Origin of the sequence: Actinomyces sp. MRS3W (genome assembly GCF_032465695.1) — a bacterium.
In the GTDB taxonomy this organism is placed as follows: domain Bacteria; phylum Actinomycetota; class Actinomycetes; order Actinomycetales; family Actinomycetaceae; genus Actinomyces.
Genome location: NZ_JAWDJJ010000202.1, coordinates 1 through 15,307 on the forward strand (window position 1 = coordinate 1; position 15,307 = coordinate 15,307).

Below are 15,307 nucleotides of genomic sequence, written 5' to 3' on the forward strand. Positions count from 1 at the left end.
CACCTCAATGGCGCGCCGACCCGCCAGGTAGTCGCCGGTGACGGAGCCGGGGGCCTCAAGCAGGCCGGCCACCTCGCCGGCGTAGACGACCTGGCCGCCCTTCTCCCCCGCCCCGGGGCCGATGTCCACCACCCAGTCGGCCGATCGGATGGTCTCCTCATCGTGTTCGACGACGATGAGGGTGTTGCCCAGGTCCCGCAGCCGCTCCAGGGTGTCGATGAGGCGGGCGTTGTCGCGCTGGTGCAGCCCAATGCTGGGCTCGTCGAGCACGTACAGGACGCCGACCAGTCCGGAGCCGATCTGGGTGGCCAGGCGGATGCGCTGTGCTTCCCCGCCGGAGAGGGTGGCGGCGCCACGGGAGAGGCTGAGGTAGTCCAGGCCGACGTCGACGAGGAATCCCAGGCGGGCCGCAATCTCGTTGAGGACACTGCCGGCGATGCGGGCGGCCTGGCCAGTCAGGTTGAGGTCGGCCAGGAAGTCGCGGCACTCGCTGATGGACAGGTCGCACAGTTGCGCGATGGACAGGCCTCCCACGCGCACGGCCAGCACCTCGGGCTTGAGCCGCGTGCCCTGGCAGACGGGGCAGGGGATCTCCCGCATGTACCCCTCGTAGCGGTCCTTGGACCATTCGGATTCGGTCTCGTCGTGCTTGCGCATGACGTAGTTGAGGGCGCCCTCGAAACCGGTGGAGTAGATGCGCTCGCGGCCCCAACGGTTGCGGTAGCGCACCTTGATCTCGAAGTCCTTGCCGCGCAGGATGGCGTCCTTGGCGCGTTCGGGCAAGGCCCGCCAGGGGGTATCGACGTCGAAGGAGAGTTCCTCGCCGAGCGCCTTGAGCTGGCGGGTGAAGTACTTCTGGTGGCTGGCCCAGGGGGCGACGGCGCCCTCGGCGAGGGTGAGTTCCTCGTCGGGGACCACCAGTTCGGGGTCGACCTCGAGCCGGGTGCCGATGCCGGTGCAGGCGGGGCAGGCGCCGTAGGGAGCGTTGAAGGAGAAGGTGCGCGGTTCCATCTCGTCGAGCTGGAGGGGGTGCTCGTTGGGGCAGGCGCGCTTCTCGGAGTAGCGGTGCTCCCGGCCGAGGTCCTCGGCGTCGAGGTCCACCAGGTCGATGATGACCAGGCCGTCGGCGAGCGCCAGGGCGGTCTCCACCGAGTCGGTGAGCCGCTGGCGGATGCCCTCGCGCACGACCAGCCGGTCGACGACCACCTCGATATTGTGCTTGAGCTTCTTGTTGAGGGCCGGCACCTCCCCCAGCCGGTGGACGGCGCCGTCCACGCGCACGCGGGAGAAGCCGCGCCCCTGCAGCTCGGCGAACAGCTCGGTGTACTCGCCCTTGCGGCCGCGGATGACGGGGGCGAGCACCTGGAAGCGGGTGCCCTCGTCCATCTCGCGGATGTGGTCGACGATCTGCTGGGGCGTCTGGGAGGAGATGACGGCGTCGCACACGGGGCAGTGCTGGGTGCCGGCGCGCGCGTACAGCAGGCGCAGGTAGTCGTAGACCTCGGTGACGGTGCCCACCGTGGAGCGGGGGTTGCGGGAGGTGGACTTCTGGTCGATGGACACCGCCGGGGACAGGCCCTCGATGAAGTCGACGTCGGGCTTGTCCATCTGGCCGAGGAACTGGCGCGCGTAGGAGGACAGCGACTCCACGTACCGGCGCTGTCCCTCGGCGAAGATCGTGTCGAAGGCGAGGGAGGACTTGCCCGAGCCGGACAGCCCGGTGAAGACGATCATCTTGTCGCGCGGGAGATCAAGGCCAATGCCCTGCAGGTTGTGCTCGCGGGCGCCACGGATGATGAGGGAGTCGTTCACGGCATCAGAGTCTAGGGCCAAGGGCCCGCCTTCGCACACCTGTTCGACTGTGTGGGGCGAGGTGTTGACCACGCGCATTCATGCAGTGTCCCCGAGACCGTGGACCGAGTGCGGTGATGGGAGCCACTGACTAGGCTGGCGGCATGAGCAAGATCTTCGCCGTCGAATACCACTACGTCACTGATCAGGACGAGGCCATGGCCGACCTCCGTCCCACCCACCGTGCCTTCAACGCCGCACTGGCCGAGCAGGACCGCCTGCTCGCCGCGGGCCCCTACGTGGGCACGCACGACGCGCTCATCGTGGTGCGCGCCGACGACGCCGCCGGCGCCCTGGCCCTCCTGGAGGAGGACCCCTTCAACCAGGCCGGCTTCATCGCCGAGCGCATCCCTCACGAGTGGAACCCGGTCATCGGCGTGCTGTCCTAACGCCCGGTTTCCAGGCGGGCCAGCAGGCGCGGGCGCAACAGGTAGACCGCCTCGATGCCCGCCACTGCGGCGGCGGACACGACCAGGATGACCCACCAGGTGTCCGCCGTCGGCCAGGCCAGCAGGAAGAAGTCGCGCACGGCCGGCACGAGCACGCCGAGCACGGCGATACCCGCCATGGTCACCACCAGGCCGAGCCGCCAGCCCAGTAGCGGTCGGGCGGTCAGCGTGAGCAGCCAGAGTCCCGCCGAGATCAGCACCAAGGTGGCGCCGGTGGTCACCTGCGCCTCCGCCGCATCTATGGCCACCAGCCAGGTGCGTGCCGCCAGCGTGGCGCAGCCCGCCACCAGCCCCGCCGGTACCGCCAGGGTGAGCACACGCCCGAGGAACCCCGCCCGGTAGCGCCGCGAGTTGGGGGCCAGCGCGAGGATGAAGGCGGGGATGCCGATGGTCAGTGACGACACGATGGTCAGCTGCCGGGGCAGGAACGGGTAGGCGATGGCGGTCAAGGACACGACCACGGCGATGAGGGAGGCGTAGACGGTTTTGGCCAGGAACAGGGAGGCGATCCGCTCGGTGTTGGCCATGACTCGCCGCCCCTGGGCCACCACCCCCGGCAGGGCGGAGAACTCGCCCTTGAGCAGCACCAGGCGGGCCACCGCCTTGGTGGCGGGTGCGCCGTTGCCCATGGCAATACCCAGGTCGGCGTCCTTGAGCGCGAGGGCGTCGTTGACACCGTCCCCGGTCATGGCCACCACCCGGCCCCGCGCTTGCAGGATCCGCACGAAGGCGCGCTTCTGCTCGGGGGTGACTCGCCCCAGCACGCTGGCCCCTTCCAGGACGTCGGCCACTCGTTCGGCCTCCGGCCCGTCCGGGGTCGGGTCCTGCGGCAGGGTGCGGGCATCGACGGCGACCAGTTCCCCGCCGTCCGGTCTCCTCACGCCGGCGCGGCGGGCGACGGCGGCGACGGTGTCAGGGTTGTCCCCGGAGATCACCTTGACCTCCACGCCCTGGCGGCGGAAGTAGTCCAGGGTTTGGGCGGCGTCGGAGCGGATCTCCTCGGCCAGTACCACGAGCGCCGCGGGCTCCAGCCCGCCCGGCAGCCGGTGATCGTCGGCGTCATACCCGCAGGGCTCTCCGGAGCGGGCCAGCGCCACCACGCGGGCGCCGTCCGCGGCGCGGGCGCGGGCCTGTTCCACAATGGCGTCGGCGCCCGCAGCAGCCAGAATGATCTCGGGCGCCCCCAGCACCCAGGTAACGCCGGCGTCGCGGACGGCCGACCATTTGCGCCGTGAGGAGAAGGGCACCGATTCCTCGGGCGTGCGGACACGGGCCGGGTCGCTTCCCAGGTAGCCCTCCCGCGCCAGTCCCCGGGCGATGGCGACGGCGGTGGCATTGGGATCGCTGCCGCCGCTCAGTTGTGCGAGTGCCTCGAGCACGGCCCGCTGCGGCGGGCCACCGGCGGTGGTGACAACCTCTTCCAGACGAATGGCGCCGGTGGTGATGGTGCCGGTCTTGTCCGAACAGAGCGTGTCCACGCGGGCCAGGACCTCGACGGCGGGCAGCTCCTGCACCAGCACGTTGCGGCGCGCCAGCGCCAGGGAGGCGGTGGCGAAGTTGACGGAGGTGAGCAGCACCAGTCCCTGCGGCACCATGCCGATGACCCCAGCGATCCCGGCGACCAGCGCCACCCGCCACTGCCCCGAGCTCCAAGCCGCGGCCACGCCACCGTTCTGCCGCAGCTGCGACCACACCAGCAAGAGGGCGACGGGCACGATGACCCAGGAGATCCAGCGCAGCACCCGGTTGGTGCCTTCCTGCAGCTCGGAGGTGACCACCGAGTAGCGGCGGGCCTCGCGGGCCAGCCGGTGCGCGTAGGCGTCAGCGCCGACCGCAGTGGCCCGCACCAGGGCTGTGCCGGCAGTGACGGTGGTGCCGGACATGACCCGGTCCCCCGCTCCGGGGCGGACCGAGGCGGACTCGCCGGTGAGGATGGACTCGTCCACCTCCAGGTTGTCGCTATCCAGCACGACGCCGTCGGCAGGAACCTGCTCGCCGCTGCGCAGCCGCATGACGTCGTCGAGGACGACGTCGGCCACGTCCACATCCTGCTCGGCGCCGTCGCGCAGCACGTGGGCGCTGGGCGCATCCAGGACGGACAAGCGGTCCAAGGCCCGCTTGGCGCGCACCTCGGCGATCGTGCCGGTGGCGGTGTTGAGCAGCAGGACGAAGCCGAACAGGGCATCCTTCCAGGAGCCGAACAGCAAGATGAGCACCAGGGCGGTGCCGAGGATCGCGTTGAAGATGGTGAAGACGTTGGCGCGCAGAATCTCTGCCGCCGAGCGGGAGGTGCGGTCCCGGTAGGCGTTGGTCTGGCCGCGGCGGACGCGTTCGGCAACCTCGGCGCCGGTGAGCCCCGTCGTCGTCGGGGCGGGGGCACACGTGGTGCGGGTCTGGGTCACGGGCTCACGCTCCAGACTGCGCCGTGACGGCCGTATCGGGCGCGCCCGCAGCAGTGTCCGCTCCCCCGGCGCCGGTCTTACGGGCGCGGTGGCGGGAGGCGATGATGGAGGCGAGCACAGTGATGAGGATGACCACGACGATGAAGCCGAGTGAGAAGCCGATGTCGGGCTCGGCGATGACCTCCCAGGGCTCGCCGCCGTTAATGAAGGGCAGCTCGTTGGTGTGCAGGGCGTGGTTGATGAGCTTGAAACCGATGAAGGCCAGGATGGCGGCCAGCCCGTAGTGGAGGAAGATGAGCCGGTCCAGCAGCCCGTCAATGAGGAAGTAGAGCTGGCGCAGCCCCAGCAGGGAGAAGGCGTTGGCGGCGAAGACCAGGTAGGGCTCCTTGGTCAGGGAGTAGATCGCCGGGATGGAGTCGACGGCGAACATGACGTCGGCGGTGCCGATGGCGATGACGCACAGGAGCATAGGGGTGATCATGGTGCGGCCGGCGTGCCGGTGGATGAGCTTGCCGCCGACGAAGCCGTCGGTCATGGGCACGACCTTGGCCACCATGCGCACGAAGCCGGTGGGCTGGTATTCCTCGTACTCGTGCGGGTCCGGTTCCTCAACGCCCTCACGGGCCTGGGAGAAGGCGGTCCACAGCAGCCAGGCGCCGAAGAGGTAGAACACCCAGGAGAAGTTCTCAATGAGGGCGGCCCCCGCGAGGATGAAGACCAGCCGCAGGACCAGGGAGATGATGATGCCGGCCAGCAGCACCTCCTGCTGGTACTTCCGGGGCACCCGGAAGGCGGAGATCATAATGACGAAAACGAAGAGGTTGTCGATGCTCAGCGCCTTCTCGGTGATGTAGCCCGCGAAGTACTCCTGGCCGTAGGTACTGCCCCAGATGGCCCAGACGATGCCGCCGAACGCCACCGCCATGGCGATGTAGCCGACCGACCACACGGCGGCTTCTTTGAGGGTGGGTTCATGGGGGGTGCGTACGTGACCAACGATGTCGATTGTGATCATCGTGATGATGATGGCGGCCAGGGCGAGCCAGCCGAGGGCGTGGACATCCACTTACATGTACCTCCGGTACGGTGTCGGTACCGGAGGTCTCCTCCCGCCAGGGGCGCGAATGCCGCTGCCGTACCTGGCCTGCGACGCCGGGGGCCGGGGCCGTCGCGGTGCGACAGCAGGCCGGTCCGCCGTGATGACGACGTCGCCGTTGCTGGGAGTACTCCCCTCCGTATGCGCTTGTGCGCCGAGTTTAGCGCGCCCGGCCAGCACGGGCAGTGTGGGCTTGCCTACGCCGCCTCAGGCGGTGGCCCGCATATCCCGCAGCTCCTTCTTGAGGTCCTGGATCTCGTCGCGCAGGCGGGCCGCCAGCTCGAAATGCAGGTCCTCGGCGGCGGCGTGCATTTGGGCGGTCAGTTCCTCGATGAGGCCGGCCAGGTCACTCTGGGCGGCGCCGGCGAGCTTCTCACGCACGGTGGACTCGGCGGCCTGCTTGCGGCGCTTGACGACATCCCGCTCCTCGTGTCCGCGGTAGCCGCCGGCCAGCAGCTCGGCGGTGTCGACGTCCTCGCGGGCGAGCATGTCGGTGACGTCGGCGATCTTCTTGCGCAGCGGTTGCGGGTCAATGCCGTGCTCAGTGTTGTAGGCGAGCTGCTTGGTGCGACGCCGCTCGGTCTCCTCAATGGCCTCGGTCATGGCCGGGGTAAGGGAGTCGGCGTACATGTGCACCTCGCCGGAGACGTTGCGGGCGGCGCGCCCGATCGTCTGGATGAGCGAGGTGGCCGAGCGCAGGAAGCCCTCCTTGTCGGCGTCGAGGATGGCCACGAGCGACACCTCCGGCAGGTCCAGCCCCTCGCGCAGCAGGTTGATGCCGACCAGCACATCGAACTGGCCCAGCCGCAGTTCGCGCAGGATCTCCACGCGGCGCAGCGTGTCAACGTCGGAGTGGAGGTATTCCACGCGCACGCCCCGGTCGGCCAGGTAGGTGGTGAGGTCCTCGGCCATGCGTTTGGTCAGGGTGGTGACCAGGACGCGTTCGTGCTTGTCCACCCGGGCGCGGATCTCCTCGAGCAGGTCGTCGATCTGTCCCTCGGTGGGTTTGACCACGATCTTGGGATCCACCAGCCCGGTGGGGCGGATGATCTGCTCGACGACGCCGTCGGACCGCTGGGTCTCGTAGTCACCGGGGGTGGCCGACAGGTAGACGGTCTGCCCCACCCGGTCCTCGAATTCGGCGAAGGTGAGGGGCCGGTTGTCCAGGGCGGAGGGCAGGCGGAACCCGTGCTCCACCAGGGTGCGCTTACGGGAGGCGTCGCCCTCGTGCATGGCGCCGATCTGGGGGACGGTGACGTGGGACTCGTCGATGACGAGGAGGAAGTCCTCGGGGAAGTAGTCCAGCAGCGTGTTCGGGGGCGTGCCCGGCGAGCGGCCGTCGATATGCATCGAGTAGTTCTCCACACCCGAGCAGGTGCCGATCTGCCGCAGCATCTCCAGGTCGTAGGTGGTGCGCATGCGCAGCCGCTGCGCCTCCAGGAGTTTGCCGTCTCGTTCCAGCACCGCCAGGCGATCGGCCAGTTCCTCTTCGATGCCGGCGATGGCCCGCTCCATGCGCTCGGGGCCGGCCACGTAGTGGGAGGCGGGGAACACGTAGACCTCGTCGACCTTGTCGATGACGTCGCCGGTCACCGGGTGGAGGGTAGCCAGGGAGTCGATTTCGTCGCCGAAGAACTCCACGCGGATGGCGAGCTCCTCATACATGGGGATGATCTCGACGGTGTCCCCGCGTACCCGAAAGGTGCCGCGGGTGAAGTCGATGTCGTTGCGCGTGTACTGCATGGTGACGAAGCGGCGCAGCAGCTCGTCGCGGTCGATCTGCTCGCCCACGTGCAGGGGGGTCATGCGGTCCACGTACTCCTGGGGGGTGCCCAGGCCGTAGATGCAGGACACGGAGGAGACGACGACGACGTCGCGGCGGGTGAGCAGGGAGTTGGTTGCCGAGTGGCGCAGGCGCTCGACCTCGTCGTTGATGGAGGAATCCTTCTCAATGAAGGTGTCCGTCTGGGGGACGTACGCCTCCGGCTGGTAGTAGTCGTAGTAGGAGACGAAGTACTCCACCGCGTTGTTCGGCAGCAGTTCCCGGAACTCGGCGGCCATCTGGGCGGCCAGGGTCTTGTTGGGCTCCAGGATGAGGGTGGGGCGCTGCACCTGCTCAACCAGCCAGGCGGTGGTGGCCGACTTGCCGGTTCCCGTGGCGCCGAGCAGCACGATGTCCTTCTCCCCCGCATTCAGCCGCTCGGTGAGCTCGGCGATGGCGGCGGGCTGGTCGCCGGAGGGCGTGTAGGGGCTGATGACCTCGAAGGGCTTTTCGGCGCGACGCAGGTCGGTGACGGGACGCATGGGGCCAGGCTACGCGGCGCGCGCCCGGGCCGTGAGGGCGCAGGTCACTGCGGGCGGCTAGTCCGCTGGGGGCGCAAGCCGGTCGGCCCAGAGCCGGTCGACGGCTTCGGCGAGAGCCTCCAGGGTGGAGGAATTGGGCAGTATCACGTCGGCGACGGCGCGGCGCTCGGCGTCGGTGGCCTGCGCCTCAATCCGGGCCAGGGCCTGGGTGCGTTCCAGGCCGCGCCGCTCCAGGCGGGTCAGCCGGGCCTCCAGCGCGGCCTCAACCACGACGACGACGTCGAACATGTCCTGCATCTGCCCCTCCACGAGCAGGGGCACGTCGTAGACGGCCACCTGCCCCACGGGGACGGCGTCGATCCGCGCCCAGGCCTCGGCGGCGATGAGGGGCAGCAGGATCTCCTCCAGCCGGGAGCGGCGCAGTGGGTTGGCGAAGACCTCACGGGCCAGGGCGCCCCGGTCCAGGGAGCCGTCCGACCGCAACAGCGCCGTCCCGAACTCAGCAACGACCGCGTCCAGGCCGTCGGTGCCGGGGGCGACGATCTCCCGGGAGATGGCGTCGGCGTCCACGACGACGGCGCCATGGGCGGCGAGCAGGCGCGCAACCTCGGACTTGCCGGCGCCGATCCCGCCGGTCAGTCCGACGCGCAGGGCACGCCCCACCCGGCGGGGGCGCCTGGAGGAGGCCGCAGCAGTCATGCCCTCAGGCTACTGTTCCGTGCCGGACCGCGCAGCATGTGTCAGTCCTCGGCCCGGTGGCGGCCACCCCGGCCCCGGCCGAAGGGAGCGACCCGGTCCTCCACCGCCTGGATGCGTTCCGCTACTCCCTCCGGGGCGTGCTTGCAGTGGTCCAGCTGCTCGCGGCAGCGCTTGCAGACCTCGCGGGCGGCGGAGGCCCGTGAGTGGTCCTCCTCCACGCCCGCGGCGACCTGCTCGGCCAGGGTGGCCAGGCCGCGGGCGCTCGTCTCCGGGTTGCCGACGGCGGTGGTGAAGGTGCCGACTCGCTCGCCGATCCGGCTGGTGCTCCAGGTGCCCATGAGCTCGGCCGTCCGCTCCCAGTAGCCGGTGGCCGCAGCATCGTCCGCGCGGTCCGCGGCGCAGCGCGCGGCCGTGGCGAGGCAGGCGCAGGCCAGCTCCACCCACCCCTGAGACAGGCACAGCTCGGTGGTATCCAGGGCCTCCTTCTCCGTGCGCTCACCGGCGCCGAGTTCGAGCAGGAGGCGGGCGAAGGCGATGCGCAGGTCAACGATCGTCTCCAGCTGGGCGTCGTCGGTGACCTCGGCCAGGGACTGACTCATGGTTTCAGCGGTGGCCATGGCGCGGTCGCGTACGGAGTTCAGGCCATATCCACGCGCCAGGACCAGCAGCTGATTGGCGTCGGTGAGCAGGGCGCGATGGTCGGCCAGCCGACGGGCGTCAATGGCGGGGCCGGTGACGGTGCCGTAGGAACGGCTGGCCAATCCAGCGGCCTCCGCCGCCATCCGGGATTCGGCCCGGTAGGAGACGCCGTTGTTGCCGTTGCGCTGGTCGAAGCGGGCGGCCAGCGCACGGGCGAAGGCGGTGACGGCGTCGTAGGCGTGGACGACGGTGTCCCAGCCGGTCACCGTCAGTGGTGCGGTCCACGGGTTGTTCCATGTCAGGGAGGAGCCCAGGGCGTTGGTGCCGTATCCGGCGCGGTTGGCCTCACGCAGCACGAGGCTCAGGCCGATGGCGGCGTTGAGCAGAGCCCAGGCGCTGGAGTCGTCGGCGGCGGTGGTGGTGTGCCGCAGGCGGGCCAGTCCCCGCTCCCACTGGCCGGACAGCCCCAGGTATTCCAGTTCGTCCCCGAACAGCCGTAGCCGCATGGAGGCGGGGGCGTCCATCTGGTTCAAGGACAGTAGGGCATCCTCGGCCTCCACCCGCCTGCGCTGCGCCAGGTAGGGCAGCAGGGAGGCGGCCAGGCTCAGCGCGGTCGCCGCCGGGTCGGCCTCCGGGCGGGTGGGGACCGCCGTTGTCGTGCGGATGACGCCGGAGTAGTCGTCGTGCATGCGCGCGGTGGCGAGCGTCGCCCCCAAGTCGACGCCGTCGAAGGAGAACAGGCGGGCCACACGCAGGTTCTCGATGGCGTCTTCCCGCTGCCCGTAGCAGGCGCACAGTTCGACCTCGGCATATTGCAGCGGCAGCAGCGTCAGCCCGGCACGGCGACGGATCACCCGGCAGGCCTCAATGGCGGCGTCAATGTCGCTGCGGCCGCGCTGGGGGTCTTCTCCCAGCGCGGCGATCCACGTGCGGTCGACGGCGCAGAGCCCTGCTACGAGACTCTCAGGGGGAGCATCGTGGGGAGGGTTGGTGACGAGCGCATCGTAGAGGTGCTGCTGGATCTGGGGGGTGCGAGGATCGCCGGCCGTATCGAGCCAGGTCTCGAGCTCATCCCAGGTCATTGCCACTCCCCCAGTCATTCCCAATTTCTTCCGGTCATTGCCTGTCTGTGCTGTTGACGTCCAGCCTGGCACGCGGGCGGTGATACCGCGATGGGGAGCACGCCCCGCGCGCCGCCACCGGATGTGCCCGGGGCGGTATGAGACGGGGCCCGCCCACCTCGCGGTGAGCGGGCCCCGATCACGTGCGTACCGGACTCAGTTGCCGGTCAGCTTCTCCCGCAGTGCTGCCAGCGCCTCGTCGGAAGCGAGGGTGCCGGTGGCCTCGGGCTGCGTCGAGGAGAAGGAAGTGGTGTCCGCCGGAGCGGCGTCGCCGTCCTCCTGGTCCTCCTCGAGGGCGCGAGCGACCTGCGCCTTGTGGGCCTCCCAGCGGGCCTGCGCGGCCGCGTACTCGGCCTCCCAGGCCTCGCGCTGCGCCTCGTAGCCCTCGAGCCACTCGTTGGTCTCCGGGTCGAAGCCCTCGGGGTACTTGTAGTTGCCGTTCTCGTCGTACTCGGCCGCCATGCCGTACAGCGACGGGTCGAAGTCCTCGGAGTTGGGGTCGACGCCCTCGTTGGCCTGCTTGAGGGACAGCGAGATGCGGCGGCGGTCCAGGTCGATGTCGATGACCTTGACGAAGACCTCGTCACCGACCTTGGCGACCTGCTCGGGCACCTCCACGTGGCGCTGAGCCAGCTCGGAGATGTGGACGAGGCCCTCGATGCCGTCCTCGACGCGCACGAACGCACCGAAGGGAACGAGCTTGGTGACCTTGCCGGGGACGACCTGGCCGATGGCGTGGGTACGGGCGAAGGCCTGCCACGGGTCCTCCTGGGTCGCCTTGAGCGACAGGGAGACGCGCTCGCGGTCGAAGTCGACGTCGAGCACCTCGACGGTAACCTCCTGGCCCACCTCGACAACCTCGGACGGGTGGTCGATGTGCTTCCAGGACAGCTCGGAGACGTGGACGAGACCGTCCACACCGCCCAGGTCCACGAAGGCACCGAAGTTGACGATGGAGGAGACCACACCCGTGCGGACCTGGCCCTTGCCCAGGGTCTGCAGGAAGTTGGTGCGCACCTCGGACTGGGTCTGCTCCAGCCAAGCGCGGCGGGACAGGACCACGTTGTTGCGGTTCTTGTCCAGCTCGATGATCTTGGCTTCGAGTTCACGGCCGACGTAGGGCTGCAGGTCGCGGACGCGGCGCATCTCCACCAGGGAGGCGGGCAGGAAGCCGCGCAGGCCGACGTCGAGGATGAGGCCGCCCTTGACGACCTCGATGACGGTGCCAGAGACGACGCCGTCCTCCTCCTTGATACGTTCGATGGTGCCCCAGGCGCGCTCGTACTGGGCGCGCTTCTTGCTCAGCAGCAGGCGGCCTTCCTTGTCTTCCTTCTGGAGGACAAGAGCCTCGATCTCGTCGCCGACGGAGACGATCTCCTCGGGGTCGACATCGTGCTTGATCGACAGTTCGCGAGCGAGGATGACGCCCTCGGTCTTGTAGCCGATGTCGAGGAGGACCTCATCGCGGTCGACCTTGACAACGGTGCCCTCGACGATGTCGCCGTCATCGAAGTACTTGATGGTCTCGTCGACGGCGGCGAGGATCTCCTCGGTCGAGCCGATGTCGTTGACGGCGACCGGGGCGGGGCTGGGCGTGGTGGTGGTCATTGAGTGGTTGCTCCGAATATGGACAGAAGGGTCGGGTGGATAGAAGCTGCATGTCCCCCGCCGCGCGAGCCGGCCCGGACCAGCATCGCACTACGGTTGGGCGCCGCATTGAGCGCCCAGGGGCATGCCCGTCAGACCATACCAGCACGTTCCCAATCCGTGACTTGTAGGCGTGTCACAAAGACGCTCCGTATTTGCGTGGAATACCTCACGCCCCAGGGCCTTAGTGGGCCGCATCACGCCAGGTCAGGCCCCGCCCCACGGACACGTCCAGGGGCACGGACAGCTCGGCAGCGCCACTCATATGCGTGCGTACCAGCTCCTCGACGACGTCCACCTCACCGGGTGCGATCTCCAGCAGCAGCTCGTCATGAATCTGCAGCAGGATCCGCGAGTGCAGCCCGGCTCGGGACAGCTGCTCGGCGACCTCGACCATGGCTTTCTTGACGATGTCGGCGGCGCTTCCCTGAATGGGCGCGTTGAGGGCGGCGCGTTCGGCCATTTCCCGGCGTTGGCGGTTGTCGCTGGTCAGGTCGGGCAGGTAGCGACGGCGGCCGAACATGGTTTCGGTCCAGCCGTCGCGGCGGGCCTGCTCGACGACGTCCTCGAGATAGTCGCGTACCCGCCCGAAGCGGGCGAAGTAGGCCTCGCGCAGGCTGGCGGCCTCCGCCGTGTCGACGCCGAGCTGGCGGGCCAGCCCATAGGTGGACAGGCCGTAGGCCAAGCCGTAGCTCATGGCCTTGACGTGGCTGCGCTGCTGTGGGGTGACGGAGCCGACGTCGATGTTGTGGACGAGTGCGGCAACGTAGCGGTGCAGGTCCTCCCCGGAGCGGAAGGCCTCGATCAGCGCTTCATCCCCAGACAGGTGCGCCATGATGCGCATTTCGATCTGGGAGTAGTCGGCGGTCAGTAGGCACTCGTAGCCGTCGCCGACGGTGAAGGCCTCGCGAATGCGCATGCCCTCCTCGGTGCGGGCGGGAATGTTCTGCAGGTTCGGGTCGGTGGAGGACAGGCGGCCGGTGGCGGCGATGGTCTGCTGGAAGGTGGTGTGGATACGTCCGTCCGGGCCGATCGCCTTGCGCAGTCCCTCAACGGTCTGCCGCAGTTTGATGGCGTCGCGGTGCTCGAGCAGGTGCTCCAGGAACGGGTGGCCGGTCTTGACGTACAGGGAGGCCAAGGCGTCGGCGTCGGTGGTGTAGCCGGTCTTGGTGCGGCGGGTCTTGGGCATGCCCAACTCGTCGAAGAGCACCGCCTGCAACTGTTTGGGGCTGGAGAGGTTGAGCTCGTGCCCGGCGGCGGCGAAGGCGCCCTCGGCGGCGTGGTTGACCCGGGCGTCCAGTTCCGTTTCCCGCGCCGCCAGGACGGTGTCGTCGACGGCGATGCCGGCGTCCTCCATCTCGGTGAGGGTGGCCGCGACCGGCATTTCCAAGTCCGTGTACAGCTCCAGCACTCCCCGACGCCGCATCTGGTCTTCCAGCGTGCGCTGGACGGGCAGCAGCACGGCGGCCCGGTAGGCGGCCGCGACGGCGGCGGCCGGGGGCGCGTCGTCGGCGAGGGCGTCCAGGTCGAAGGCGCTCTGGGCCTCGTCGCCGGGCGAGGCGGCCAATGAGCCCAGGTCGATGCCGAGCCAGCGCTCCGCCAACGAACCGACGTCGTAGGAGCGCTGCTCGGGGCGGCACAGGTAACCGGCGATGGAGGGGTCGGCGATGACGCCGTCCAGGTCGATGCCACGGGCGTGCAGGGCGTGCCAGGAGCCCTTGGCGTCGGCGACGATTTTGGGGCGGTCGGCGTCGGTGAGCAGCTCCGCCAGCGCCTGCTCGTCGTCGGGGTCAAGCAGGGACAGGTCGGCAACCAGGGCGCTGGAGTCGTCGGCGAGCGCCACCATGGTGGCGTCGCCCCGCCCGGGGTGCAGGGTGCCGACGACGTCGAGGCCGAGCGGCGCGGCCTCGCGCGGCGGCAGGTGAGCGCCGAGCCAGCTGCGCACCGCCCCCGGGTCGACGCCGCGCCCCACCACCGCGATGTCGAGGTTCTCGAGTGCGGTGGCGGGTGAGGATGCGTCGTCGGTGGCGGCGGGGCCGTCGGCGAAGTGAAGAATCCGCTGGGAGCGCTGGTGCAGGTTGCGGAACTCGAGTGCCTCCATAACCCGAGCGAGTTCTTCGCGATTCGCCCCGGCCAGTTTCAGGTCCGCCAGCGGATCGATTCCCAGGTCGAGGTCAGTGAGCAGGTGATTGAGGCGGCGGTTGCGCAGGACGTCGTCGAGGTGGTCGCGCAGGGACTGCCCCGCCTTGCCCTTGATCTGGTCGGCGTGAGCGATGACGCCGTCGAGCCCGTCGTACAGGCGGATCCACTTGGCGGCGGTTTTAGGGCCGACGCCGGGCACTCCGGGCAGGTTGTCGCTTGTCTCGCCCACAAGTGCCGCCAGGTGGGGGTAGCGCTCGGGGGCCACGCCGTAGCGCTCCTCCACCTCGGCCGGAGTCATGCGGCGCAGCGTGGACACGCCCTTGATCGGGTACAGCACGGTGCAGCGGTCGGTGACCGTCTGGAAGGAGTCGCGGTCCCCGGAGCACACGAGTACCTCCATCCCCTCCTGCTGCCCCTGGGTGGCAAGGGTGGCGAGGATGTCGTCGGCCTCGTACCCCGGGGAGGTGACCGTGGACACGCCCATGGCCGCCAGGACATCCTCGATGAGCTCCACCTGCCCGGCGAAGGCCGGCGGGGTGTCGTCGCGGGTGGCCTTGTAGTCGGCGTACTCCTGGGTGCGGAAGGTGCCGCCGGGCAGGTCGAAGGCCACGGCGACGTGTGTGGGCTGCTCCTGCTCCAGCAGCGACAGGAACATGGACACGAACCCGTGGACCGCGTTGGTGGACTGCCCGGTGGTGGTGGTGAAGTTGTCCACCGGCAGCGCGTAGAAGGCACGGAAAGCCATGGAGTGTCCGTCGATGAGGAGGAGACGCCCTGCGACGTCCGCTCCGGCGGGGCTGGTCTCGATGGTGCTCACCGTGACAGCCTAAGGGCATGAACGACCAGCACCCCACATCTCGCAGCGCGGATGTTCCCGTTGCATTCCCCGCAAAGTCCGTCCGCCCCTTCCCGGCGCCCAGGCCGGCCGGATCGGCGGTTTCGGCGACGAGCGCAAGA

The 15,307-nt window shown here is 69.4% G+C and carries 9 protein-coding genes; 1 reads left to right on the plus strand and 8 read right to left on the minus strand.

What is annotated here, in order from left to right; all coding sequences use genetic code 11:
- The coding region (gene uvrA, locus RWX45_RS07510) for an excinuclease ABC subunit UvrA (protein ID WP_316023113.1) at positions 1–1,812 on the minus strand (1,812 nt) is incomplete at its 3' end.
- Positions 1,813–1,955: 143 nt separating this feature from the next.
- Here uvrA and RWX45_RS07515 point away from each other — a divergent pair.
- Positions 1,956–2,240 (plus strand): YciI family protein, encoded by a 285-nt coding sequence (locus RWX45_RS07515; protein ID WP_316023114.1) that lies wholly within the window; start codon positions 1,956–1,958, stop codon positions 2,238–2,240.
- On the opposite strand, the gene RWX45_RS07520 is transcribed toward RWX45_RS07515, so the two are convergent.
- From RWX45_RS07520 to polA, 7 genes are all read right to left on the minus strand, one after another.
- The gene (locus tag RWX45_RS07520) at positions 2,237–4,702 is read right to left on the minus strand and encodes an HAD-IC family P-type ATPase (RefSeq protein ID WP_316023115.1); all 2,466 of its coding nucleotides are present in this window, start codon (positions 4,700–4,702) and stop codon (positions 2,237–2,239) included. The genes RWX45_RS07515 and RWX45_RS07520 overlap by 4 nt on opposite strands.
- A 4-nt stretch (positions 4,703–4,706) precedes the next feature.
- Positions 4,707–5,768, minus strand: coding sequence for a TerC family protein (locus RWX45_RS07525; protein ID WP_316023116.1), 1,062 nt, complete (start codon positions 5,766–5,768; stop codon positions 4,707–4,709).
- A gap of 237 nt (positions 5,769–6,005) precedes the next feature.
- Positions 6,006–8,102 (minus strand): excinuclease ABC subunit UvrB, encoded by a 2,097-nt coding sequence (gene uvrB / locus RWX45_RS07530; RefSeq protein ID WP_316023117.1) that lies wholly within the window; start codon positions 8,100–8,102, stop codon positions 6,006–6,008.
- Positions 8,103–8,159: 57 nt separating this feature from the next.
- Positions 8,160–8,801, minus strand: coding sequence for a dephospho-CoA kinase (coaE, locus tag RWX45_RS07535; protein ID WP_316023118.1), 642 nt, complete (start codon positions 8,799–8,801; stop codon positions 8,160–8,162).
- Between the two features lie 41 nt (positions 8,802–8,842).
- Positions 8,843–10,540, minus strand: a complete 1,698-nt coding sequence (locus RWX45_RS07540; protein ID WP_316023119.1) for a hypothetical protein — start codon at positions 10,538–10,540, stop codon at positions 8,843–8,845.
- A 177-nt stretch (positions 10,541–10,717) separates the two neighbouring features.
- On the minus strand, positions 10,718–12,169 hold the full coding sequence (gene rpsA, locus RWX45_RS07545; RefSeq protein WP_316023120.1) for a 30S ribosomal protein S1: 1,452 nt from the start codon (positions 12,167–12,169) through the stop codon (positions 10,718–10,720).
- 223 nt (positions 12,170–12,392) lie between these two features.
- A complete protein-coding gene (polA, locus tag RWX45_RS07550; protein WP_316023121.1) occupies positions 12,393–15,167 on the minus strand; it encodes a DNA polymerase I in 2,775 nt (924 codons plus the stop codon).
- Between the last annotated feature and the right edge of the window lie 140 nt (positions 15,168–15,307).

Coding starts and splice junctions, on each gene's coding strand:
- RWX45_RS07515 (WP_316023114.1), top strand. CDS start 1,956: ATGAGCAAGATCTTCGCCGTCGAATACCACTACGTCACTGATCAGGAC.
- uvrB (WP_316023117.1), bottom strand. CDS start 8,102: ATGCGTCCCGTCACCGACCTGCGTCGCGCCGAAAAGCCCTTCGAGGTC.
- coaE (WP_316023118.1), bottom strand. CDS start 8,801: ATGACTGCTGCGGCCTCCTCCAGGCGCCCCCGCCGGGTGGGGCGTGCC.
- RWX45_RS07540 (WP_316023119.1), bottom strand. CDS start 10,540: ATGACTGGGGGAGTGGCAATGACCTGGGATGAGCTCGAGACCTGGCTC.
- rpsA (WP_316023120.1), bottom strand. CDS start 12,169: ATGACCACCACCACGCCCAGCCCCGCCCCGGTCGCCGTCAACGACATC.